Here is a 22,065-nt window from a genome sequence, read left to right as displayed (position 1 = left end):
CCACGCCATCCGTGGACGACGAACATCATGGAAATCGATCTGAATGCCGATCTCGGCGAAGGATGCGGATCGGACGAGGCGCTGCTCGACCTCGTCACGTCGGCGAACATCGCGTGCGGCTGGCATGCAGGCGGCGCCAATGCGATGCGCGACTGCGTGCGCTGGGCCGTGCAGAAAGGCGTGTCGATCGGCGCACACCCGAGTTTTCACGACCCGGAGAATTTCGGGCGCAAGGAAATGCAGCTGCCGGCCGGCGACATCTATGCGGGCGTGCTGTACCAGCTCGGCGCGCTGTCGGCGATCGCACAGGCCGAAGGCGGCCGCATCGCGCACGTGAAGCCGCACGGCGCGCTGTACAACCAGGCCGCGCGCGACCCGCTGATCGCCGACGCGGTGGTGTCCGCGATCCACGACTTCGATCCGTCGCTCGCCGTGTTCGGGCTCGCCAACAGCGTGTTCGTCGCGGCCGCGCGCCACGCGGGGCTCGCCGCGGTGGAGGAAGTGTTCGCCGATCGCGGCTACCGTGCGGACGGCTCGCTCGTGCCGCGCAGCCAGCCCGGCGCGCTGATCGACGATGAAAATGCCGTGCTCGCGCGCACGCTCGACATGGTGCGCGAGCGGAAGGTGCGCGCGGTGAGCGGCGAGTGGGTGCCGCTCAATGCGCAGACGGTTTGCCTGCATGGCGACGGCCCGCATGCGCTCGCGTTCGCGAAGCGGATCCGCACGGCGCTCGAAGCGGCCGGTGTCGACGTCGTCGCGCCCGGCGCGCTGCAGGCCGACGAAGACGCTTGAAAAGCGCGCAAGCCCCGCTGCCCTCCGACCAAAACCGCCGCACAAAAGAAAAAAGCGCCCTGGTGGCGCTTTTCTGTTGGCACGATCGCCGCGGACTTCGCCGTCTGTCGATTCGCCCCCCGAAACCGTCTGTCGACGGTGACCGGAAACCTGCTCCGGATTAAAAAACGTCCGCCGCCGCCCGAATACTGCTTCCCCCGGTCGGACGACGGAACGTCGCTTATCCGCAAGTCTGCCGCATGCATTTGTTGTACCGACGATGTTTGGCCCCGCCGTGCATGCAGACACTCCGTGGCCGGCACGCGCATCACGTGCCGGCTACGCTAACCCCGCGCTTTGTTTTCTGCTACCCCGTAGAACTTATCTATTCTTTTCATTTTTTCAACTTGTGGGATGAAGAATAGAGATTCGCAGAACGGGATGTCAATGGTCTTAAACGCTATTTCCTGAGGATTCGAGGGTTTTCCTTATCGGCTCGCGCGGCCGCGCACGCGCTTCGCACCGCGCGCGCGACGTCGATCAAACAGGGGAGGATCGATGCGCGGCACCCGGCGCGATCAGTTCGCGTCGACCCGGTATCCTTGCCGGCGCAACAATTCGAGCACGCCGCGCGGGCCGCCCAGATGCAGCGCGCCGATCGCGACGAATACCGGCCGGTCCGGCGCGGCGATTGCCGTCATTCGTGCAACGAAGCGCCGGTTGCGCTCGTACAGGATCTTGTTGTCGATCGACGCCGACAGCGCCTTCGAACGTGCCAGCCGCTCGCTCTTCGCGACCGCCCACGCGGCGATCGCATCGGCGTCGCCAATTTGCCACAGCCGGTGCAGCGCCTTGATGTCGGCCGCGTTCTGCGCCGGCGTCTGCACCATGTCCTGCGCGAGCATCTCGCGCTGCTCGGCGAGTGTCAGCCCGGTGAACGCACGCATCTGCTCGGCCAGCGTCTCGAGCCCGATCACGCGGCCGCCCTTCTTCTTCAGGAACACGTTCTGCAGCTGCGCCTCGGTGCCGTATTCGGTCTGCAGGCCGGCCGACAGCGAGTCGTAGGTCTCGACGACCAGCGCCGCGAGCCACGGCCGCATCCGGCGGATCTCCACGAGCGCGGCCGGATTGCCGCGCAGGCGCGCGGCGAGCCGCTGCCACAGCGGCTCGGGCAGCAGGCGTTGCAGGCACGGGTAGCGGCACACGCCGTACTTCGACACGTCGTCCTGCGATTCGAGCAGATCGTCCGGCGACAGCTCGAGCGCGAGCGTCGGCGACGCGGCCAGCGCCCCGAGGATGCGCGGCCGGAACGGCTGGGCACTCGGGTAGTCGGACGGGTCGCCCGTATGCAGCGTGCCGAGCACGTACAGCGTGACCCGGCCGCGGGTGGCGACATAGAACGGCATGCGCGCGGGCTGCACGCGCACCGTGCCGCGCGCGACCGTGCCGTTCGACACGGACGGCGCGTGGAAGCCCGGCAGGCTCAGGCCGGGCGGCGGAACCTGCGATGGATGGATCGGCGAGCTCGACGGCGCGCGCCCTTCGGCACGCGCGGCGTCGGCCGGGACCAGCACGCTGGCGGCCACGCACGCGCCGGCCAGCGCCGCGCCCGTGACCGTGCGCACGCTCCAACGCCGTGCGTTGCGGCACGCGCGCATCACGCGCGCGCTGCCAGTCCCCGAACGGCGCACGTCTGACGCGCGCGCCGCCAAACCATCAGGCATTCGCCTCCCCCACCTCCTCGGCGCGATGGCAGGCCACACGGCGTCCGTCGACGTCGCGCAACTGCGGTTCCTCGACACGGCACCGCTCGATCGCGTACGGGCAGCGCTGGTGAAACGCGCAGCCCGACGGCGGATTGAGCGGCGACGGCAGCTCGCCTTGCAGCTTGATCTGCACGCGGCGGTCTTCCTCGAAGATCGCCGGCGTCGCCGACATCAGCGCGCGCGTGTACGGATGCCGCGGCCGCGCGTAGATCGTCGCCTTGTCGCCGAGCTCGGCGACGCTGCCGAAGTACATCACCATCACGTCGTCCGCGACGTGCTCGACCACCGCCAGGTTGTGCGAGATGAACACGTAGCTGGTTTTGAACTGCTCCTGCAGATCCATGAACAGGTTCAGGATCTGCGCCTGGATCGACACGTCGAGCGCGGACACCGGCTCGTCGGCGACGACGATGCGCGGATCGAGGATCATCGCACGCGCGATCGCGACGCGCTGGCGCTGGCCGCCCGAGAACATGTGCGGATAGCGCTTCGCGTGCTCGGGCCGCAGGCCGACCGTGCGCATGATCTGCGCGATGCGCGCCGCGCGTTCGGCGGCCGTCAGGTTCGCGTTGATCTCGAGCGGCTCGCCGAGCGTCTGCTCGACGGTCTTGCGCGGGTTCAGCGACGCGAACGGATTCTGGAACACCATCTGCACGCGCCGGCGCAGGTCGGCGACCGTCTCGCGGTTCGCGCCGGCCACGTTCTTGCCGTCGATCACCAGGCTGCCCGCGGTGGGCGTCTCGATCATCGTGAGCTGGCGCGCGAGCGTCGATTTCCCGCAGCCAGACTCGCCGACGACCGCGAGCGTCTTGCCGCGCTTGAGCGTGAACGACACGCCGTTCAGCGCCTTCACGGTGCCCTGCCCGAACATCCCGCGCTTCACCGAGTAGTGCTTCGCGAGGCCATCCGCGATCAGCACCGCTTCCTCGTCGCCGTGCGACGCACGCGTTTCGTGGACTGCATTCATCGTGCGCCTCCCGTCAGGTCGAGGTTGGAAATATTGAGCGGCTTGATGCAGCGCGCACGCATCGCATCGTTGGCCGGCACCAGCGTGTCGAGCGCCGGACGCGCCTTGCGGCAATCGTCGACGACGTACTTGCAGCGCGGCGCGAACAGACAGCCGGACGGGCGATCATCGCGGCCCGGCACCATGCCCGGCAATGCGGCAAGGCGACGCGCCCCCTTATTGTGCTCGGGAATCGCCGCGAGAAGCGCTTCGGTGTACGGATGATGCGGCGCACGGAAGATGTCCGGCACGCGATTGGTCTCGATCACCTCGCCCGCATACATCACCGCGACGCGCTGCGCGACCTCCGACACCACGGCCAGATCGTGCGAGATCAGCACGAGCGCCATCCCGCGCTCCTTCTGCAGCTTCACGAGAAGATCCATGATCTGCGCCTGGATCGTCACGTCGAGCGCGGTGGTCGGCTCGTCGGCGATCAGCAGCTTCGGGTTGCACGCGACCGCCATCGCGATCATCACGCGCTGGTTCATCCCGCCCGACATCTGGTGCGGGAACGCCGTGATGCGGTTCTTCGCATCGGGAATGCCGACCTGGTCGAGCAGTTCGAGCGCGCGCCGGTGCAGCGCGTCGCCGCGCAGTCCTTCGTGCAGCTTCAGCACCTCCTTGATCTGGTAGCCGACCGTGTAGCTCGGATTCAGGCTCGACAGCGCGTCCTGGAACACCATCGCGATGTCCTTGCCGACGATCTTGCGGCGCGCCTTCGGCGACGCCTTCAGCAGGTCCACGCCGTTGAACGTGACCTCGTCGGCCGTCACCTTGCCCGGCGCGTCGATCAGGCCCATCAGCGCCATCATCGTCACGCTCTTGCCCGAGCCCGATTCGCCGACGACGCCCACCACCTCGCCCGGCGCAACCGACAGGTTGATCCGGTCGACAGCGGGCAGGCCGTTGAAGTTCACCGCGAGATTGCGGATAGTCAAAAGATCTTGGCTCATGGTCAGGCCATCCGCTTCAGTTTGGGATCGAGCGCGTCGCGCAGCCCGTCGCCGAGCAGGTTGATCGCGAGCACCGAAATCAGGATCGACAGGCCGGGCATCGTCACGATCCACCATGCGTTGTCGATGTAGTCGCGCGCGGACGCGAGCATCGCGCCCCACTCGGCGGTCGGCGGCTGCACGCCGAGGCCGAGGAAGCCGAGCGCGGCCGCGTCGAGAATGGCCGACGAGAAGCCGAGCGTCGCCTGCACGATCAGCGGCGCCGTGCAGTTCGGCAGCACCTGCGAGAACATCAGGCGCACCGTGCCGGCACCGGCCACGCGCGACGCCGTCACGTACTCCTTCTGCAGTTCGCCGAGCGCGGACGCGCGCGTGAGACGCACATAGGCCGGCAGCGCGACGATCGCGATCGCGAACATCGTGTTGGTGAGGCCCGGGCCGATGATCGCGACGACCGCGACCGCGAGCAGCAGCGACGGCAGCGCGAGCAGCACGTCCATGATGCGCATCACGGGCGTGTCGGCCCACTTCTGGAAGAACGCGGCGACCAGCCCGAGCACGATGCCGGGGATCAGTGCGAGCACGACCGACACGAAGCCGATCCAGAACGACATCCGCGCGCCGAACATCAGGCGCGAAAGAATGTCGCGGCCCGCTTCGTCGGTGCCGAGGATGAAGTGCCAGTTGCCGCCTTCGAGCCACGCGGGCGGGATCTTCACGTAGTCGCGGTATTGCTCGACCGGGCTGTGCGGCGCGATCAGCGGGGCGAGCAGCGCGACCAGGATCAGCACCAGCACGACGATGCCGGCGCCGACGGCGCCGCGGTTGCGCGAGAAGTTGGCCCAGAACTCGCGCAGCGCGAGCGCACGGCCGCCGGCCGGCGCGGATTCGCTCGGCAGGGTGTTTTGCAGATTGCTCATGGAATTACCTCGTGTGGCGGATGCGCGGATTCAGCACGCCGTACAGCAGGTCGACGACCAGGTTCACGACGATCACGAGCGTCGCGATCAGCAGGATGCCGCCCTGGACGACCGGATAGTCGCGACGGCCGATCGCATCGATCAGCCACTTGCCGACACCGGGCCACGAAAAGAGCGTCTCGGTCAGCACGGCGCCCGCGAGCAGCGTGCCGATCTGCAGGCCGATCACGGTGACGACCGGGATCAGCGCGTTGCGCAGCGCATGCACGACGACCACGCGCGCGGGCGACAGCCCCTTCGCGCGGGCGGTGCGGATGTAGTCCTCGCGCAGCACTTCGAGCATCGACGAGCGCGTCATCCGCGCGATCACCGCGAGCGGGATCGTGCCGAGCACGATCGCGGGCAGGATCAGGTGGCTGACCGCCGACTTGAACGCACCTTCGTCCGGCGCGAACAACGCGTCGATCAGCATGAAGCCCGTCGGGTGCGGGAAGTCGTATTCGACCGCGATGCGCCCCGACACGGGCGTCCAGCCGAGATACGAGGAAAACACCATGATGAGGATCAGCCCCCACCAGAAGATCGGCATCGAGTAGCCGGTGAGCGCGGTTCCCATCACGCCGTGATCGATGGCCGAGCCGCGTCGCAGCGCGGCGATCACGCCGGCCGGCAGGCCGACCGCGAGCGCGAACACGAGCGCGCACAGCGACAGCTCGACGGTCGCCGGGAAGCGTGCGAAGAATTCGCCCGCGACGCTGGTGTTGGTGATGATCGACGTGCCGAGGTCGCCGTGCAGCGCACGGCCGATGTAGTGGATGTACTGCAGCGGCAGCGGCTGGTCGAGGCCGAGCCGTTTCATTGCCTCCGCATGCATCGCGGGATCGACGCCGCGCTCGCCCATCATCACTTCGATGGGGTCGCCCGGTATCAGGTGAATCAGCGCAAACGCCAGGATGGTGATGCCGATGAAGGTCGGGATCACCATGCCCACGCGGCGCAACACGAAAGTGAACATGATGCGTCTCGTATTTTCTTGTGGGAAATGTGCGACCGGCGACGGGAAGCTTTTGGCCTCCCGCCGCCGGATGAATAGTGCCTTCTCGATCGTTGCAGACAGCTTACACGGGTCGTGTTACTTCACGCCGACACCGTCGAAGCGGGCATAGCCGAGCGGCTCGATGCGCATGTCGACCACGTTCTTGCGTACCGGCTGGTAGACCGTCGAGTTCGCGATCGGCGAGAACGGCAGCTGCTGCGCGAAGATCTGCTGAGCCTGCGTGTAGATCTTCGTGCGCGCGTCCTGGCCCGTCGTCGTGCGGCCCTTCTGGACCAGCTCGTCGAACGGCTTGTAGCACCAGTGCGAGAAGTTGTTGCCCTTGATCGCCTCGCAGCCGAGCAGCGTGCCGAGCCAGTTGTCCGGGTCGCCGTTGTCGCCCGTCCAGCCGATCAGCATCGTGTCCTGCTCGCCCGTGTGCGCACGCTTGATGTACTCACCCCACTCGTACGTGACGATCTTCGCCTTCACGCCGATCTTCGCCCAGTCGGCCTGGATCATCTCGGCCATCAGGCGGGCGTTCGGGTTGTACGCGCGCTGCACCGGCATGGCCCACAGCGTGATGTCGAAACCGTTCGGGAAGCCGGCCTTCGCGAGCAGCGCCTTCGCCTTCGCGGTGTCGTACGCGGGCATCTTCAGGTTCTTGTCGTACGACCATTGGGTCGGCGGCACCGGCGCGGTGGCGGCCTGGCCCGCGCCCTGATAGACGGATTCGAGGATCGCCTTCTTGTTGATCGCCATGTCGAGTGCCTGACGCACCTCGAGCTTGTCGACCGGCTTGTGCTCGACGTTGTACGCGAGGTAGCCGAGGTTGAAGCCCGGCTGCGACGGCATGTCGATGCCCGAGTCGGCCTTCAGCGTCGCGATGTCGGCCGGACGCGGATAGCTCATCACCTGGCATTCGTTGCGCTTGATCTTCTGCACGCGCACGCCCGGGTCGGGCGTGATCGAGAAGATCAGCTTCGACAGCTTCACGGCACCCTTCTTCCAATAGTCAGGATTGCCGTCGAAACGGATCGTCGCGTCCTTCGTGTAGCTGCGGAAGATGAACGGGCCCGTGCCGACCGGCTTCTGGTTGATGTCGGCGGCCTTGCCGGCCTTCATCAGCTGGTCGCCGTATTCGGCCGACAGGATCGACGCGAATTCCATCGCCATGTTCTGGATGAACGGTGCGTTCGGTTCGGCCAGCGTGAACTTCACGGTGTACGGATCGACCTTCTCGACCTTCGTGATCAGCTTGTCGAGGCCCATGTCGGTGAAGTACGGGAACGACACGGGGTAGGCCTTGCGGAACGCCTGGTTCGGATCGAGCATGCGCTCGAACGAGAACACGACGTCGTCCGCGTTGAATTCGCGCGTCGGCTTGAAGAAGTCGGTCGTGTGGAACTTCACGCCATGACGCAGGTGGAACGTGTACACCTTGCCGTCGGACGAGACGTCCCACTTCTCCGCGAGGCCCGGCTCGACCTTCGTGCCGCCGCGCTCGAATTCGACGAGCCGGTTGTAGACGGTGAACGTGGCGGCCGTGAAATCGACGCCGGTCGTGAATTGCGCGGAATCAAAACCCGCCGGGCTGCCTTCTGAGCAGTAGACGAGCGTTTTGTTCGGGATCTGTGCGAATGCAGAGCCCGCGACGCCGAGCGATGCCGCTGCCACGCCTGCAATGGCGGTAACACGCAGGGTGTGCAACAGACGGTTGTATTCCATGTTTCCTCCAGGTTTCCAGATCGGAACCGGTCCCCCAGGGGCCGGGTACGCGGATATTACTTGAGCTAGCGATTCTGCAACAAGCTGGAGAAAAAACTCTTCTACACGCATCTCCGCGGGTTTTTGCGGATGTCTGGCACGCGCGAAAAGTGCCTCTGCACGCGCGGACGGCCATTTCGCCGATCCGGCGCGTGTTTCCTTCGTCAACTAAACAATTTGTACGCGCCGATAGCGGCACGTCAGCCCGTTTTCGGGCCAAACCGCGCGCATTGTTGCAGCCTTGGAACCGATGCGGTGCCCGCGCTGCACGCGGGATCAGTCCGGCGCGTCGAGATCCGCGTTGCGCGCGGGCACGAACGCGACCGCGACGATCGACAGCGCGAGCCCCGCCATCACGTAATAGGTGGGCGCGAGCGGCGTGCCCGTCGTCTTGATCAGCCACGTGACGATGAACTGCCCGAACCCGCCGAACAGCATCACCGCGACGTTGTACGCGATCGACAGCCCGGTCGAGCGCACGTTGGCCGGGAACAGCTCGGCGATCATCGCGCCGAACGGCCCGTAGTAGCCTGCGAGCGTCACCGACAGCACGGCCTGCACCGCGATCAGCCGCCCGATGCTCGGCGCCGCGTCGAGCCACGCGAACAGCGGGTACATCAGCGCGAGCGTCAGCACGAGCGACCACAGCGACAGCCCCTTGCGGCCGATGCGGTCCGACCATGCGCCCGCGATCGGCGACAGCACCATCAGCAACAGATTGCCGACGATCACCGCGTAGAACGACTCCGCATACGGCAGCTTCAGCTGCTTCACCGCGAAGGTCGGCAGATAGCTGATCAGCACGTAGATCGTCACCGTCAGCGCGATCACCGAGCCGAGCCCGCACAGCACCTCGCGCGGATAGCGCGTGAACACTTCGCCGAGCGTCGCGCGGCGCGCGCTTTGCTGTGCATGCAGGAATGCTTCGGAATCCGCGAGATGGCGGCGAATATAGAAGCCGATCGGACCGATCACGAGCCCGAGGATGAACGGCACGCGCCAGCCCCAGCTGCGCAGCGCGTCGTGCGACAGCCCGCGCGTGATCGCCGCGCCGACCAGTGCGCCGATCAGCAGCGCGGCCGCCTGGCTCGCCATCTGCCAACTGCCGTAGAAACCGCGTTTCGAGAATGGCGCGGCTTCGATCAGCAGCGCGGTCGCGCTGCCGAATTCGCCGCCGGCCGAGAAACCCTGCAGCAGGCGGCCGAGCACGATCAGCAATGGGCCGCCGATGCCGATCGCCGCATAGGGCGGTGCGATCGCGAGCAGGAAGATGCCGGCCGTCATCAGCAGGATCACGAGCGACAGCGCGGCCTTGCGGCCCGCGCGGTCCGCATAGAGCCCGAACACGATGCCGCCGATCGGGCGCATGAAGAATGCGACGCCGAACGTCGCGGTGGTCAGCAGCAGCGAAGAATATTCACTGGAAGTCGGGAAGAACAGCTCGGCGATCACGACCGTCATGAAGCCGAACACCGTGAAGTCGTACCACTCGAGCGCATTGCCGATCACGGCCGCCACGACCGCGCGCCGGTTCAGCGCACGCTCGGGCCGGGCCGTTTTCGTTGAATTCGCAATCGTCGCCATGCGTGCCTCGTCCTCGTGAATTCGCCGTGTCGGGCGGTGCGGCGCGCGGAGGGCCCGCGGCGCGCTGGTGTGCAGCGAGTGTAGAAAGCGACGGAACCGTTTTCAAGCATAAAAAACGCCCGCCATCTTCCGATGGCGGGCGTTTCGCGGTTTTCGCCACATTGCGGCACCGCACGATGCCGCTGCGCACGTCAACCCATCTTCGAGAATGCGCTGCACCAGCCCTTCGCCGACACCTGCTTGCCGGGGAATGCGCCGCACGGGCCCGAAGCCGAGCCCTTCTTGCCCTGGTACAGCATGCAGGCCGCGCAATCCTGGCCCGCTGCGTATTTCGGATACTTCGTCTTGTCGACCTTCGTGGCATCGGCCTTGTAGCCGAGCGCCACGGCGGTCGGATCGGTTTCCGACAGCATCGGCGCATCGGCCAGCGCTTCGCGCGACAGCGCCAGCGCGGACACGGCGCCAATGCTCGTGATCAGGAAACTCCGACGGGTTGTTTTCATGGGGGACTCGCTCCAACGTTATTGGTTTGAAAGCCGTTCTGTCGACAGCCGTCCGACAGAATACCCGCCATGCGCACAAATGTGCGCGCCGAAATGCTGGAGATAAGGGATTTCACACGGGGGCTCGCACACGGCGCCGCCCCGTGCGCGTCACGCGTTCGACGTCATGTCGCCCACGCGCTGCGCGAGCGCGAGCGACGCGGTCAGCCCCGGCGACTCGATGCCGAACAGGTTCACGAGCCCGCGCACGCCGTGCTGCGCGCCGCCTTGCACGATGAAATCGGCCGGCGGCTCGCCCGGCCCCGCGAGCTTCGGACGAATCCCGGAGTAAGCCGGCTGCAGCGCGTCGTCGGGCAGTTCCGGCCAGTATGCGCGGATCGACGCGTAGAACGCCTGCGCGCGCGCCGGATCGACTTCATAGCGCAGCGCATCGACCCATTCGACGTCCGGGCCGAAGCGCGCCTGCCCGGCCAGGTCGAGCGTCAGGTGAATACCGAGCCCGCCCCGGTCGGGCATCGGATACACGAGGTGCGAGAACGGCGCGCGCCCGGACAGGCTGAAGTAGTTGCCGCGCGCGAGATAGAGCGGCGGCACCCAGTGCGGGTCGAGGCCGCGCGTGCGGCGCGCGAGCGCCTGCGCGCCGAGGCCCGCGCTGTTGATCACGCACGCCGCCTCGATTTCGGTCGGCACGTCGCCACCGGTGCGCACGACGAAGCGGCCGCCGCGCAGCACGTCGATCGATTCGACCGGGGATTTCAGCACGCACGTCGCACCGTTGCGCTGCGCGTCGCCGAGCAGCGCGAGCATCAGCTGGTGGCTGTCGACGATGCCGGTGGATGGCGAGAACACCGCTTCCACGCAGTCGAGCGCGGGCTCGAGCGTCTGCGCCTCGGCGCGCGTGAGCGGCAGCAGGTCGAGCACGCCGTTTTCCGCCGCGCGCGCGGCGAGCGCCTTCAACTGCTTCACCTGCGCGACGCTCGTCGCGACGATCAGCTTGCCGATGCGCCGGTGCGGCACATGATGCGTTTCGCAGAATTCGTACAGCAGTTCGCGCCCGCGCACGCACGACATCGCCTTCAGCGTGCCGCGCGGGTAGTAGAGCCCCGCGTGAATCACCTCGCTGTTGCGCGAACTCGTGCCCGTGCCGATCGCGTCGGCCGCCTCGAGCACGATCGTTTCGCGCCCGCGCGCGGCCAGCTCACGCGCAATCGCAAGACCGACCACACCTGCGCCGATCACCACACAATCCGTCTGCTCCATGGCGTTTCGCGTCGCTCACGCGTCGAGGGGAGAGATAGGAATTGTACGTCCCGGTTCGCCCGCCTGCCGAACCCATCTGTATCGGCATGTGCGCGCGGGCCGCGGCGAACCGCGCGCCGCCGCCTCAGAATCCGATCGGTCGGCGCTTCGCGGCCCCCTCGTCGGCGCGAATGTCGGACGGCGCGATCACGTCGCGGCCGTCGAGCCGTGCGGCGCCGAACGCATGCAGCAGCGCGCGGCGCATCGTGCGCGGCGGCGTCGCGGCGAGCACGTCGAGCGCGTCGTCGTCGAGCGTGTCGGGGAAGCGCTGCCCCCACGCGTGCGACGTGCGGATCTCGTCGTAGATCGTCTGCGCGATCCGCCGCGCGCCGGCCGCATCGGGCGGCGCGATCTCGTACACGTTCATCCGGTTCAGCAGCGGCTCCGGAATCGCCTGCGCTTCGTTCGCGGTCGCGATCCAGATCACGTTGCCCGCATCGATCGGCACTTCGGCGAATTCGTCGACGAACGCGCGCGCCGTGTCGTGCTCGAGCAACGCATACAGCGCGCCGAGCGGATCGTATTGCGCGTCGCTGCCGGCCTTGTCGATCTCGTCGACCGCGATCACCGGGTTCGCGTAGCTACCGTTGACGAGCGCCTCGAACACCTTGCCGGGCTTCGCGTTCTTCCATTGCGACGACGCGCCCGACAGGATCCAGCCGGCCGTCAGCGAACTCATCGGCACGTAGTGGTACGCGGTGCCGAGCAGCTTCGCGAGCGCCTTCGCGAAATGCGTCTTGCCGATGCCGGGCGGCCCGAGCAGCAGGATCGGCATCAGTTCGAGCCGGTCGTCGGTCTCGAGACACAACGCGACCTGCTTGCGCACGTCGTCGAGCGGCTCGGTGAAATTGGGCAGCGCGTCGCCGAGTTCGTCGAACGACGGCATCCGGTTCGGCTTCACGCAAAAGCGCAGATTGCCCGTCTTGAGCATCCGCTCGTAGGTGGCGCGCAGTGCGTCGCTCGCGCTCTCGTTCAAGTCGTTGAGCGCGGTCTCGACCTGCTCGAGGTCGTACACCGTGCTGAAGGATGCCACCGCCAGTTCCTGTTTCACCATCGCCGTCGTCATACCAACCTCGCTCCTGCTGCGATCACACGACCATCAGACACGACCATCAGACCCTTACGATTTCAGTGTAGCGATCCCGCATCGGCGCGCAAGCAAGCAGCCGTCCGACACTGCTGCTAACACCACGCGCGCACTGCAGCGTCGCGCCGCGCGGCGTATCATCGATGATTCACCGGCCATCGCGCCGGTCTGGCTACGATCCGGACACGAGCGAAAACGCCTCGTCATCGAGCCCACGAGCGTCGCCAAGTTCGCGCGCCTTTTCGCTTGAAAACGCGTGACGCGCACCTACCTTTCTATCAGGACCGGATCGTGCTGCGAACCCGCGGCGACGCGTCCTGTCACACGACCGTCCAAATCGATCGGGCGTAAGATGTGCGTCCATTCCCCGCTACCCCGCGTTTCCGGAGAAGTTTCATGCTGAAACACGGCCTGGCCGTCCTGCTCGCGAGCCTCGCGCTCGCGGCCCATGCGCAGAGCCCCGCACCGGCCGCCGTCGCATGGGAGATCCAGGTGGTGCGCGACGGTCAGACGATCGACACGTTCCAGCAGCGCACCACCGTCGGTCAAACCCGCACCGACACCCATCGCTATCCGTCCGCCGTGCCCGTCGGCTGCGGCAATGCCGCGCGCGTCGTGCCGACCGAGCGCTCGCGCTCGGTGACGGTCGCGCCGCTCGCCGTCGACGACGCCGCGCACACGGTGTCGCTCGCGCTCGACGTGCAGGAAACCCTCGACGACGAAAACGCGACGCGCAGCGATCCGTGCGTGCCCGCGTCGCCGCGGCAGATCGTCGCGAGCCATCCGGGGTTGTCGGTCGGCGGCGAGGCCTGGACCGACTGGACGCTCGTCGAGCAGCATCCGCATCTCGTCTATCGCGTGCGCGCGCACGTCGCAAAGGACTGAGCGCCATGTCCGCCGACGCCCTGTCCCTGCCGTTCGCCGAACCGCACGCCGCGCCCGACGAAATCACCGCGGTCAGCTGGAACCTGCACAAGGGCCGCTCGCCGCTCGGCTTCACCGCGTGGAATGCGATGCGCAACTGGATGCAATCGACGCACGCCGACGTGTATTTTCTGCAGGAAGCGATGGCGCGCCGCATGCCGCGCCCGATGCTTGCAACGGGCTTCGGCGCACCGATCGACGACGCGGTCGACGACGTGTGGCACTGCCAGGCCACCGAGATCGCACAGGCGCTCGACTGGCAGATCGCGCTCGGGCCGAACGTGTTCAAGCCGTCGTGGCGGCACGGCAACGCGATCCTGTCGCCGCATCCGCTCGACCTTGGCGGCCGCTGGGACATCTCCGCGCACCGCTTCGAGCGGCGCGGGCTGCTGGTCGCGCGCGCGACGCTCGCCGGCGCGCGACCCGTCACGCTGCTGTGCGCGCACCTCGCGCTCACGCGCGCGGCGCGGCTGCGCCAGATGCACTGGATCGCGCACTGGATCGTGCGCAACGCGGGCGACGACCCGCTCGTGCTCGCCGGCGACTTCAACGACTGGCGCAACGATTCGGTCGCGTTGTTCGGCGAGATCGGAATGTCCGAGGTCGCGACGCTGCTCGGCCAGTCGGGCCGCACGTTCCCCGCGTTCTCGCCGGCGCTCGCGCTCGACAAGATGTTCGTGCGCGGGCTGACGCCGCTCGAATGGCAGGCGCCGTCCGGCGAAACCGCGTGGTTGTCCGACCACCTGCCGTATATCGCGCGGCTGCGGCTCGATCCGCGGTGATGCACTGACGCCCTTGAAGCGCTGACTCCCTTGAAGCCCTGACACCGCAAGCGCGGTTGCACGGCGCGCGCTACAGTAGCGCTTTGCCCGCCTGCCGCCGCGCCACCATGAATTACCTCCCGATCCTGCTGCAAATCGCCGTCGTCTACCTCGTCGCGGCGATCACGCCCGGCCCGAATTTCTTCATGATTTCGCAGCTGTCGCTCGCAGGGCGGCGCAGTCTTGGCGCCGCGTCGGCACTGGGCGTCGGCACCGCATCGATGGCCTGGGCGACGCTCGCGATGCTCGGCCTCGCGGCCGTGCTGCACCAGGTCGAATGGCTGTACGAGACGATCCGGATCGGCGGCGCCGTCTATCTCGTGTATTTCGGCATCAAGCTGCTGCGCTCGGGCGTGCGCCGCGACGCGGCGCCGGCCGACACCGCGGATGTGAGCACACCGCTGGCCGCGCCGCACCTGCGCGACTATCTGCGCGCGTATCGCAGCGGCCTGCTCACTTGCCTGACCAACCCGAAATCGTGCGCGTTCTGGACCAGCGTGTTCGCGGCGATGCTGCCCGCGCACGTGCCGCTGTGGTTCAACGGCGCGGTGCTGGTGACGATCGGCGTGCTGTCGGCCGGCTGGTATTCGTGCGTCGCGTTCCTGTTCGCGAGCCCGCGCGCGCAGCGCGGCTACCGGCGCGTGCGGCGCCCGCTCGACGCGCTGTGCGGCGTCGCGCTCGTCGGTCTCGGCGCGAAGCTCGCGGCCGATCGTTGAAAGCTCGCTGAAATGATTCGTTGCGCCAAATCCGCGCAGCCGGGCGGGTCAAGCCCGCATCTGCCCCAAGCAGGGTAAAATAACCAGTTCCTCAAACGTCTGTCATCGAGAAGGCGCGTGTCCGACGCGCCGGCCGGCCGATCCGCGATCGGGCCGACGCACTCGGTTTTTTTGCCCGTTTTTGGGCCCGTTACACGCGTTCGCTACGCGCGTCCGTTTTCAAAGCCATGAGCAAATACGACACCGCCACCGTCCAATCCGTCCATCACTGGACCGACACGCTGTTCAGCTTCACCTGCACCCGTGAGCCGAGCCTGCGCTTCAACAACGGCGAATTCACGATGGTCGGCCTCGAAGTCGACGGCAAGCCGCTCGCGCGCGCCTACTCGATCGTCAGCCCGAACTACGAAGAGCACCTCGAATTCTTCAGCATCAAGGTCCAGAACGGCCCGCTGACGTCGCGCCTGCAGCACCTGAAGGTGGGCGACTCGGTGCTGATCGGCAAGAAGCCGACCGGCACGCTCGTCGCCGACAACCTGCTGCCCGGCAAGACGCTGTGGATGCTGTCGACCGGCACGGGCCTCGCGCCGTTCATGTCGATCATCCGCGATCCGGACATCTACGACCGCTTCGACAAGGTCATCCTGACGCACACCTGCCGCCTGAAGGGCGAGCTGGCGTACATGGACTACATCAAGCACGACCTGCCCGGCCACGAGTACCTCGGCGACATCATCAAGGAAAAGCTCGTGTACTACCCGACGGTCACGCGCGAAGCGTTCGCCAACGAGGGCCGGATCACCGACCTGATCGCGACGGGCAAGCTGTTCACGGATCTCGGCGTGCCGGCGTTCTCGCCGGAAAACGACCGCGTGATGCTGTGCGGCAGCACCGCGATGCTGAAGGACACGACCGACCTGCTGAAGCAGGCCGGCCTGGTCGAAGGCAAGAACAGCGCACCGGGTCACTACGTGATCGAGCGCGCATTCGTGGACTGATCGATCCCCGAATTTGTGCAGCATCAAGAAACCGGAGCAAAAGCTCCGGTTTTTTTTCGTCCCCACTTGGCGAATTCGTAACAAACTGCGACCATCTAATCTCAAATAGTTACATTTTGATACGGGCGGGCCCGGTGCTTTCGTGTCGGTGTTTTTCCTACAACAGGTTCGTTCCGATTATTCACATTTACCCTTAAATGTCCGCCCGGCATGACTTTTCCAGATTTTTTGAGATATGATTCGGCCGGCGCGGTTGCGGTTCGGATGGTCGTTGAAGGGTCGGAATCAAACGTTACAAGATGTAACTTTTGTTACCTCGGCCCGGGGCGACGCTCTGGCGGCGGCCGCGATCGAAACGGCAGCCAATCCACGCAGCCAGCCGGTGTGTGAATCGCTTTCTGACAGCAGGGAGAGTCATGGATACGTCGCTCAACGCGCCCCCCGGCGCCCACGCCCCGTTCCCGTCGCGGCCGCTCGTGCACAGCCGCGCCGCGGCCGCACCCGTGGCCGAAACCCTCCCCAAGCGCGACGCATCCGCCAGCCGGATCGCGACGCTGTCCACCCAATTGATGGCAGCCGACGAAGCCGCCCGCCGCCATCTGGCCGGCGAGTTGCATGACGGGCTCGGCGCCGAACTCACCGCCGCCCGATTCGCACTCGCAAACGTTCAAACGTGGCTGCCGGCCGATGCGCCCGAAGGCTGCCTGCGCGCGCTCGAACTGGCGCAGCAGGCACTCGACGCCGCGACCGATGCCAACCGCCGCCTGATCGACGAGCGCGACACGCCGGCGCTCGACGGCGGGCTCGTCGGCGCGCTGTCGGCGTGGGTCGACAGCCACGCGGCGCGCACCGGCCTGCGCACGAGCTTCGTCTGCGCAGCCGACGCACGGCTCACGCAGCTGGCCGGCGCGAGTGCGCTCGCGATCTTCCGCGTCGCGCAGGAAGCGCTGTCGAACGTCGCGAAGCATGCGCGCGCGGCGTCCGTCGACGTGCGGATCGACACGGACGGCGCGCATCTGTCCCTGATCGTCACCGATGATGGGACCGGTTTCTCGCGCCGCCGGCGTGTCGGCTACGGCCTCGCCGGCATGCGCGCCCGCTGCGAAGCGTTCGGCGGCAGCTTCGACACGCGCGCGCCGGAATCGGGCCGCGGCACGCGCATCACCGCGCGCTTCGCATGGAACTCGCTGTTCGCGGTGCCGGCCGCCGCGCGCCGCGCGTCGCTTTCGTGAGGTCGCGATGAGCCTGAACATCCTCCTCGTGGACGACCACGCGATCGTCCGGCAAGGGGTCCGCCACCTGCTGATCGACCGCGGCGTCGCGCGCGAAGTGACCGAAGCCGAGACCGGCAGCGATGCGGTGGCCGCCGTCGACCGTCAGACCTTCGACGTAATCCTGCTCGATATCTCGCTGCCGGACACCAACGGCATCGAGTTGCTCAAGCGCATCAAGCGCAAGCTGCCGGGCACGCCGGTGCTGATGTTCTCGATGTACCGCGAGGATCAGTACGCGGTGCGCGCGCTGAAGGCCGGCGCATCCGGCTATCTGTCGAAGACGGTGAATGCCGCGCAGATGATCGGCGCGATCCAGCAGGTCGCGGCCGGCCGCAAGTACGTGAGCCCGGCGATGGCCGAGGCGCTCGCCGAATACGTGTCGTTCGAGAACGAACCGCTGCCGCACGAGAAGCTGTCCGATCGCGAATACCAGACGCTCTGCATGCTGGCATCGGGCAAGCGCCTCACCGATATCGCGAACACGCTGTCGCTGTCGGTGAAGACGGTCAGCGTGTACCGGTCGCGGCTGCTCGAGAAGATGCGGCTGTCGAACAACGCGGAACTGACGTTCTACGTGATGAGCAACCGGCTCGTCGACATGGCGCCCGCGTCGGGCGCCTGATCCCCCGCATTCACCGAAATCGTACGACGCGCGCCGCGCCGGCCTGCCACGGGCCGGCCCCGATCGCCGCACGCTGCGTGCAAGCGCTTGTTTTCTCGGACGATTCCGCCGCGCGCCGCTGCACCGCAGCAGGTCTTGCGCGCCAAATCGGCTAAAATTGCGGGTTTTCCTTCTCTCACTCGGCGCCGCCGCGTTCGCGCGCGCTGGAGACTCATCCGCAATGTCCCTCTTCCGCAAGAAAAACGTCGATCGCATGATCGCCGGCGCGCATGGCGCCGGGCTCAAGAAAGCGCTCGGCGCAATCGACCTCACCTTCCTCGGCATCGGCGCGATCATCGGCACCGGGATCTTCGTGCTGACCGGCACCGGCGCCGTTCAGGCCGGCCCCGCGCTGATGCTGTCGTTCGTGATCGCGGCGATCGCGTGCGGCCTCGCGGCGCTGTCGTACGCCGAATTCGCGTCGACGATTCCGGTCGCGGGCTCGATCTACACGTACTCGTACGCGACGCTCGGCGAGCTCGTCGCATGGATCATCGGCTGGGACCTGATGCTCGAATACGGGCTCGCGGCGTCGGCCGTGTCGGTCGGCTGGTCGGGCTACCTGCAGTCGCTGCTGCAGGGCTTCGGGCTCGCGCTGCCGACCGTGCTGACCGCCGCGCCCGGCGCGATTCCCGACGTCGTCACGTGGTTCAACCTGCCCGCGTTCCTCGTGATGCTGGTGATCACGACGCTGCTGTCGATCGGCATCCGCGAGTCGACCCGCATCAACAACATCATGGTGTTCATCAAGGTGTCGGTGGTGCTGCTCGTGATCGCGGTCGGCCTGTTCCACGTGACGCCCGCGAACTGGAAACCGTTCATGCCGCACGGCTGGAACGGCGTGTTCGGCGCGGCCGCGGTGATGTTCTTCGCGTTCATCGGCTTCGACGCGGTGTCGTCGGCGGCTGAGGAAGTGAAGAATCCGAAGCGCGACCTGCCGATCGGCATCATCGCGTCGCTCGCCGTGTGCGCGGTGCTGTACGTGACGGTCGCGGCGGTCGCGACCGGCATCGTGCCGGCGGCCCAGTACGCGAACGTGTCGCACCCGATCTCGTATGCGCTGCAGATCGCCGGCGAGAAGTGGGTCGCGGGCTTCATCGATCTCGGCGCGGTGCTCGGCATGCTGACCGTGATCCTCGTGATGAGCTACGGCCAGACGCGGATCATCTTCGCGATGTCGCGCGACGGGCTGCTGCCGGCGATGCTGTCGCGCGTGCATCCGCGCTTCGCGACGCCGTTCCTGACGACCTGGCTCGTCGGCCTGTTCTTCGGGCTGATCGCCGCGCTCGTGCCGCTGAACGTGCTCGCCGAGCTGATCAACATCGGCACGCTCGCCGCGTTCTCGATGGTGTCGATCGCGGTGCTGGTGCTGCGCCGCACGCATCCGGAGCTGCCGCGCGCGTTCCGCTGCCCGGGCGTGCCGGTGGTGCCGATCCTCGCGGTCGGCGCGTGCCTGTTCCTGATGCTCAACCTGCAGCCCGTCACGTGGGCCGCGTTCGGCATCTGGCTCGTGATCGGCCTCGTGATCTACTTCCTGTATTCGCGTCACCACTCGAAGCTCGCCCGCGGCCACGCGGACTGACATCCGGCTGCGACGCGCCGCGTCGCTCCGCTGCAACGGCGCACCCGCCTCGCGGGCGCGCCGTTTGCGTTTGTGGGGCGGCGGGCGGCGTGAGCAGGCACCGAGCGCGGGCAGCCTGAGCGGGTGGTCCGCGCCGCCGCCCGAACCGGTCGTCCGAACCGCTCGTCCGAACCGTTCCTCCCCATCGCCGCCACCGCTCGGCCACGCGCCGGCGCACGGCAAGCAAGCCTGCGGCGGGCGCGTCATAATGCGCCCAATCAATGAGGGAACGACGATGGAAAGTGTGGATCTCGACGTGCTGAAGTCGAGCGCGCGCTGGCTCGACGAAGGGCGCCGCGTGCTGCTCGTGACGGTCGTGAAGACGTGGGGCTCGTCGCCCCGCCCCGAAGGCGCGATGCTCGCGGTGCGCGAGGACGGGCTCGTGGTCGGCTCCGTGTCCGGCGGGTGCATCGAGGACGACCTGATCGCCCGCGTGCATGCGAGCGGCATCGCGGCCGATGCGCGCCCGGAAGCGGTCAAGTACGGCGTGACGGCCGAGGAAGCGCACCGCTTCGGGCTGCCCTGCGGCGGCACGATCCAGCTCGTGCTGGAGCCGCTCACGCGCGACAGCGGGATTGCCGCGTTGTGCGCCGAGGTGGAGGCCGGCCGGCTCGTCACGCGCACGATGACGCTGGCGACCGGCCGCGCGTCGCTGTCGCCCGCGCAGGCGACCGACGGGCTCGCGTTCGACGGCGAACGGCTCGTGACGATCCACGGGCCGCGCTATCGGATGCTCGTGATCGGTGCCGGGCAGTTGTCGCGCTATCTGTGCCAGATCGCGGTCGGGCTCGACTACCAGGTGACGGTCTGCGATCCGCGCGAGGAGTACACGGATGCGTGGGACGTGCCGGGCACCCGCGTCGTGCACACGATGCCCGACGACACCGTGCTCGACATGAAGCTCGACGCGCGTTCGGCCGTGATCGCGCTCACCCACGATCCGAAGCTCGACGATCTCGCGCTGATGGAGGCGCTCAAGACACCCGCGTTCTACGTGGGCGCGCTCGGCTCGCGGCGCAACAACGCGGCGCGGCGCGAGCGGCTGCTCGAATTCGACCTGAACGACGCGGAACTGGCGCGGCTGCACGGGCCGGCCGGCATCTACATCGGCAGCCGCACGCCGCCGGAAATCGCGATCTCGATCCTCGCCGAGGTCACGGCCGCGAAGAACAACGTGTCGCTGCCGACGATCCTGCAGGTCGAGGGGGCGAAGGCCGCCCGCGAGATCGCGGCCAACAACGGCGCGACCTGCGGCCTCTGAGGGCGGCCGGCGCGGGCAGCGGCGCAGGGCCGTCGCGCCGGATGCGCGCCCCATGCGCCGGCACCGAGCCGGCGCGTTTCTACCGTTGCGTCAGGCAGGTTGCGTCAGGCAAGGCCGGCGGCGAGCGCCGCGGCGACCGAGCCGACCACCAGCACGACGCCGACCGTGCGGCGCTTGTTCAGCTCCGTCCACAGCAGCACGCCCGTCAGCGACAACAGGATCAGCGAACCCGCGATCGTGTCCATCAGCAGCACCCAGCCGACATTCATGCCGACGCCGCGATGCAGGTTGTTCAGCGTCGTCAGGAACGTGTTGCCGGTGCGCTTCACCGACACGTAGCCGTTGCCGACCCAGTATTCGGCCTGCAGGTTCTGGTGCGGCCCGAACAGCCCCATCTGCCAGTGCTCGGGCTGCATCACGCGCTTGTCGCCCCACGCGACCGGCTGCGCGGGTTCCTTGCGCACACGGCCCGGCCGGCCGTCGAAGTGCAGTTCGTGCTGCAGCCACTTCGTCATCGCCGCGGGCGACTTCGGCACCGGGTCCGGCAACGCGATCTGCATCTGCTCGACCTGCGGTTCGCCGGTCGAGATCTTCAGCGGCGGCGCACGGTGGTTGAGCAGCACGCCCGTCACGCCGAACAGCAGCCCGAGCACCGCGCCCCATAGCCCGACCCAGCCGTGCACCTTGCGCAGCCATTTGATGAAGGTCGCGCGGCGCGAGCGCTGGCGGCGCGCCGCCAGTTCGGCGTCGCTCAGCGGACGTGCGGCCGGATGCGGCACGGTAACGTGCGCGGGAGGCATGCCCGCCTGCGGCGGGGCGATTGTTTCGGGCGCGTTCACGCGAGAAGGTCCATTCGTTCAAAGCAACGGGCGACGCACGGAAAACGCGCGTCGCCCGGATAACATCAAAATGAGAATGGATATCATTACACAAATGACGCGGCGGCTCAATCGGAGCACGCACGGCGGGCGGGCGACAAATTCAGCCGATGAGCGATGAAGCAGGCGGATTGCGCGCCGATCCCCGGCAATGGAACAAAAATACCGACGAAATGATTGCGAAAGACCGCGACAGCCGTTCGCAAGAAACCGCGCGGC

General features: G+C 67.3%; 20 protein-coding genes. 9 read left to right on the top strand and 11 right to left on the bottom strand.

Going from position 1 to position 22,065, the window contains the following annotated elements:
- Positions 1–27 precede the first annotated feature (27 nt).
- Positions 28–792 (top strand): 5-oxoprolinase subunit PxpA, encoded by a 765-nt coding sequence (pxpA, locus tag SB771_RS24400; protein WP_011658155.1) that lies wholly within the window; start codon positions 28–30, stop codon positions 790–792.
- Positions 793–1,349: 557 nt separating this feature from the next.
- Here pxpA and SB771_RS24395 read toward each other — a convergent pair.
- The 10 genes from SB771_RS24395 to SB771_RS24350 all read right to left on the bottom strand — a co-directional run bounded on the left by SB771_RS24395 (position 1,350) and on the right by SB771_RS24350 (position 12,671).
- The gene (locus tag SB771_RS24395; RefSeq protein ID WP_011658156.1) at positions 1,350–2,495 is read right to left on the bottom strand and encodes a TraB/GumN family protein; all 1,146 of its coding nucleotides are present in this window, start codon (positions 2,493–2,495) and stop codon (positions 1,350–1,352) included.
- A complete protein-coding gene (locus tag SB771_RS24390) occupies positions 2,488–3,504 on the bottom strand; it encodes a peptide ABC transporter ATP-binding protein (RefSeq protein ID WP_175662020.1) in 1,017 nt (338 codons plus the stop codon). The genes SB771_RS24395 and SB771_RS24390 overlap by 8 nt, the downstream gene beginning before the upstream one ends.
- Positions 3,501–4,499, bottom strand: coding sequence for an ABC transporter ATP-binding protein (locus tag SB771_RS24385; protein WP_105831971.1), 999 nt, complete (start codon positions 4,497–4,499; stop codon positions 3,501–3,503). Before SB771_RS24385 ends, SB771_RS24390 begins: the two co-directional genes overlap by 4 nt.
- 2 nt (positions 4,500–4,501) lie before the next feature.
- Positions 4,502–5,419, bottom strand: a complete 918-nt coding sequence (locus tag SB771_RS24380) for an ABC transporter permease subunit (RefSeq protein WP_105831972.1) — start codon at positions 5,417–5,419, stop codon at positions 4,502–4,504.
- A gap of 4 nt (positions 5,420–5,423) precedes the next feature.
- Positions 5,424–6,434, bottom strand: coding sequence for an ABC transporter permease subunit (locus tag SB771_RS24375; protein WP_011658160.1), 1,011 nt, complete (start codon positions 6,432–6,434; stop codon positions 5,424–5,426).
- Positions 6,435–6,551: 117 nt separating this feature from the next.
- Positions 6,552–8,180, bottom strand: coding sequence for an ABC transporter substrate-binding protein (locus SB771_RS24370; protein WP_175662019.1), 1,629 nt, complete (start codon positions 8,178–8,180; stop codon positions 6,552–6,554).
- Positions 8,181–8,495: 315 nt separating this feature from the next.
- Entirely contained in the window at positions 8,496–9,803 is a 1,308-nt protein-coding gene (locus SB771_RS24365) for an MFS transporter (RefSeq protein ID WP_105831975.1), read from the bottom strand.
- 191 nt (positions 9,804–9,994) lie between these two features.
- Positions 9,995–10,306 (bottom strand): high-potential iron-sulfur protein, encoded by a 312-nt coding sequence (locus tag SB771_RS24360; RefSeq protein ID WP_006751923.1) that lies wholly within the window; start codon positions 10,304–10,306, stop codon positions 9,995–9,997.
- A gap of 150 nt (positions 10,307–10,456) precedes the next feature.
- Positions 10,457–11,566, bottom strand: coding sequence for an NAD(P)/FAD-dependent oxidoreductase (locus tag SB771_RS24355; protein ID WP_175662018.1), 1,110 nt, complete (start codon positions 11,564–11,566; stop codon positions 10,457–10,459).
- Positions 11,567–11,690: 124 nt separating this feature from the next.
- A complete protein-coding gene (locus SB771_RS24350) occupies positions 11,691–12,671 on the bottom strand; it encodes an AAA family ATPase (RefSeq protein WP_105831977.1) in 981 nt (326 codons plus the stop codon).
- 417 nt (positions 12,672–13,088) lie between these two features.
- Here SB771_RS24350 and SB771_RS24345 point away from each other — a divergent pair, with 417 nt between their 5' ends.
- The 8 genes from SB771_RS24345 to SB771_RS24310 all read left to right on the top strand — a co-directional run bounded on the left by SB771_RS24345 (position 13,089) and on the right by SB771_RS24310 (position 20,968).
- Positions 13,089–13,577, top strand: coding sequence for a hypothetical protein (locus tag SB771_RS24345; protein ID WP_175662017.1), 489 nt, complete (start codon positions 13,089–13,091; stop codon positions 13,575–13,577).
- 5 nt (positions 13,578–13,582) lie between these two features.
- The gene (locus SB771_RS24340; protein ID WP_011658166.1) at positions 13,583–14,398 is read left to right on the top strand and encodes an endonuclease/exonuclease/phosphatase family protein; all 816 of its coding nucleotides are present in this window, start codon (positions 13,583–13,585) and stop codon (positions 14,396–14,398) included.
- A gap of 107 nt (positions 14,399–14,505) precedes the next feature.
- Positions 14,506–15,153 (top strand): LysE family translocator, encoded by a 648-nt coding sequence (locus SB771_RS24335; RefSeq protein ID WP_175662016.1) that lies wholly within the window; start codon positions 14,506–14,508, stop codon positions 15,151–15,153.
- Positions 15,154–15,380: 227 nt separating this feature from the next.
- Positions 15,381–16,151: a ferredoxin--NADP reductase gene (locus tag SB771_RS24330; RefSeq protein ID WP_175662015.1), complete on the top strand. Its 771-nt coding sequence runs from the start codon at positions 15,381–15,383 to the stop codon at positions 16,149–16,151.
- Between the two features lie 416 nt (positions 16,152–16,567).
- On the top strand, positions 16,568–17,383 hold the full coding sequence (gene rqpS, locus SB771_RS24325; RefSeq protein WP_175662014.1) for a quorum system sensor histidine kinase RqpS: 816 nt from the start codon (positions 16,568–16,570) through the stop codon (positions 17,381–17,383).
- A gap of 7 nt (positions 17,384–17,390) precedes the next feature.
- Positions 17,391–18,047 (top strand): response regulator transcription factor RqpR, encoded by a 657-nt coding sequence (gene rqpR / locus SB771_RS24320; protein WP_006751915.1) that lies wholly within the window; start codon positions 17,391–17,393, stop codon positions 18,045–18,047.
- A 220-nt stretch (positions 18,048–18,267) separates the two neighbouring features.
- A complete protein-coding gene (locus SB771_RS24315; RefSeq protein WP_175662013.1) occupies positions 18,268–19,668 on the top strand; it encodes an amino acid permease in 1,401 nt (466 codons plus the stop codon).
- A gap of 274 nt (positions 19,669–19,942) precedes the next feature.
- Entirely contained in the window at positions 19,943–20,968 is a 1,026-nt protein-coding gene (locus tag SB771_RS24310; protein ID WP_006751913.1) for an XdhC family protein, read from the top strand.
- A 104-nt stretch (positions 20,969–21,072) separates the two neighbouring features.
- Here the strand turns inward: SB771_RS24310 and SB771_RS24305 are convergent, their stop codons facing one another.
- The gene (locus SB771_RS24305; RefSeq protein WP_175662012.1) at positions 21,073–21,807 is read right to left on the bottom strand and encodes a PepSY-associated TM helix domain-containing protein; all 735 of its coding nucleotides are present in this window, start codon (positions 21,805–21,807) and stop codon (positions 21,073–21,075) included.
- Positions 21,808–22,065 lie beyond the last annotated feature (258 nt).

Origin of the sequence: Burkholderia sp. SIMBA_051 (assembly GCF_046534915.1) — a bacterium.
Lineage (GTDB): Bacteria > Pseudomonadota > Gammaproteobacteria > Burkholderiales > Burkholderiaceae > Burkholderia > Burkholderia ambifaria.
Note: the sequence above shows the minus strand (reverse complement) of the source record. Positions and strands in the feature narration are given on the sequence as shown.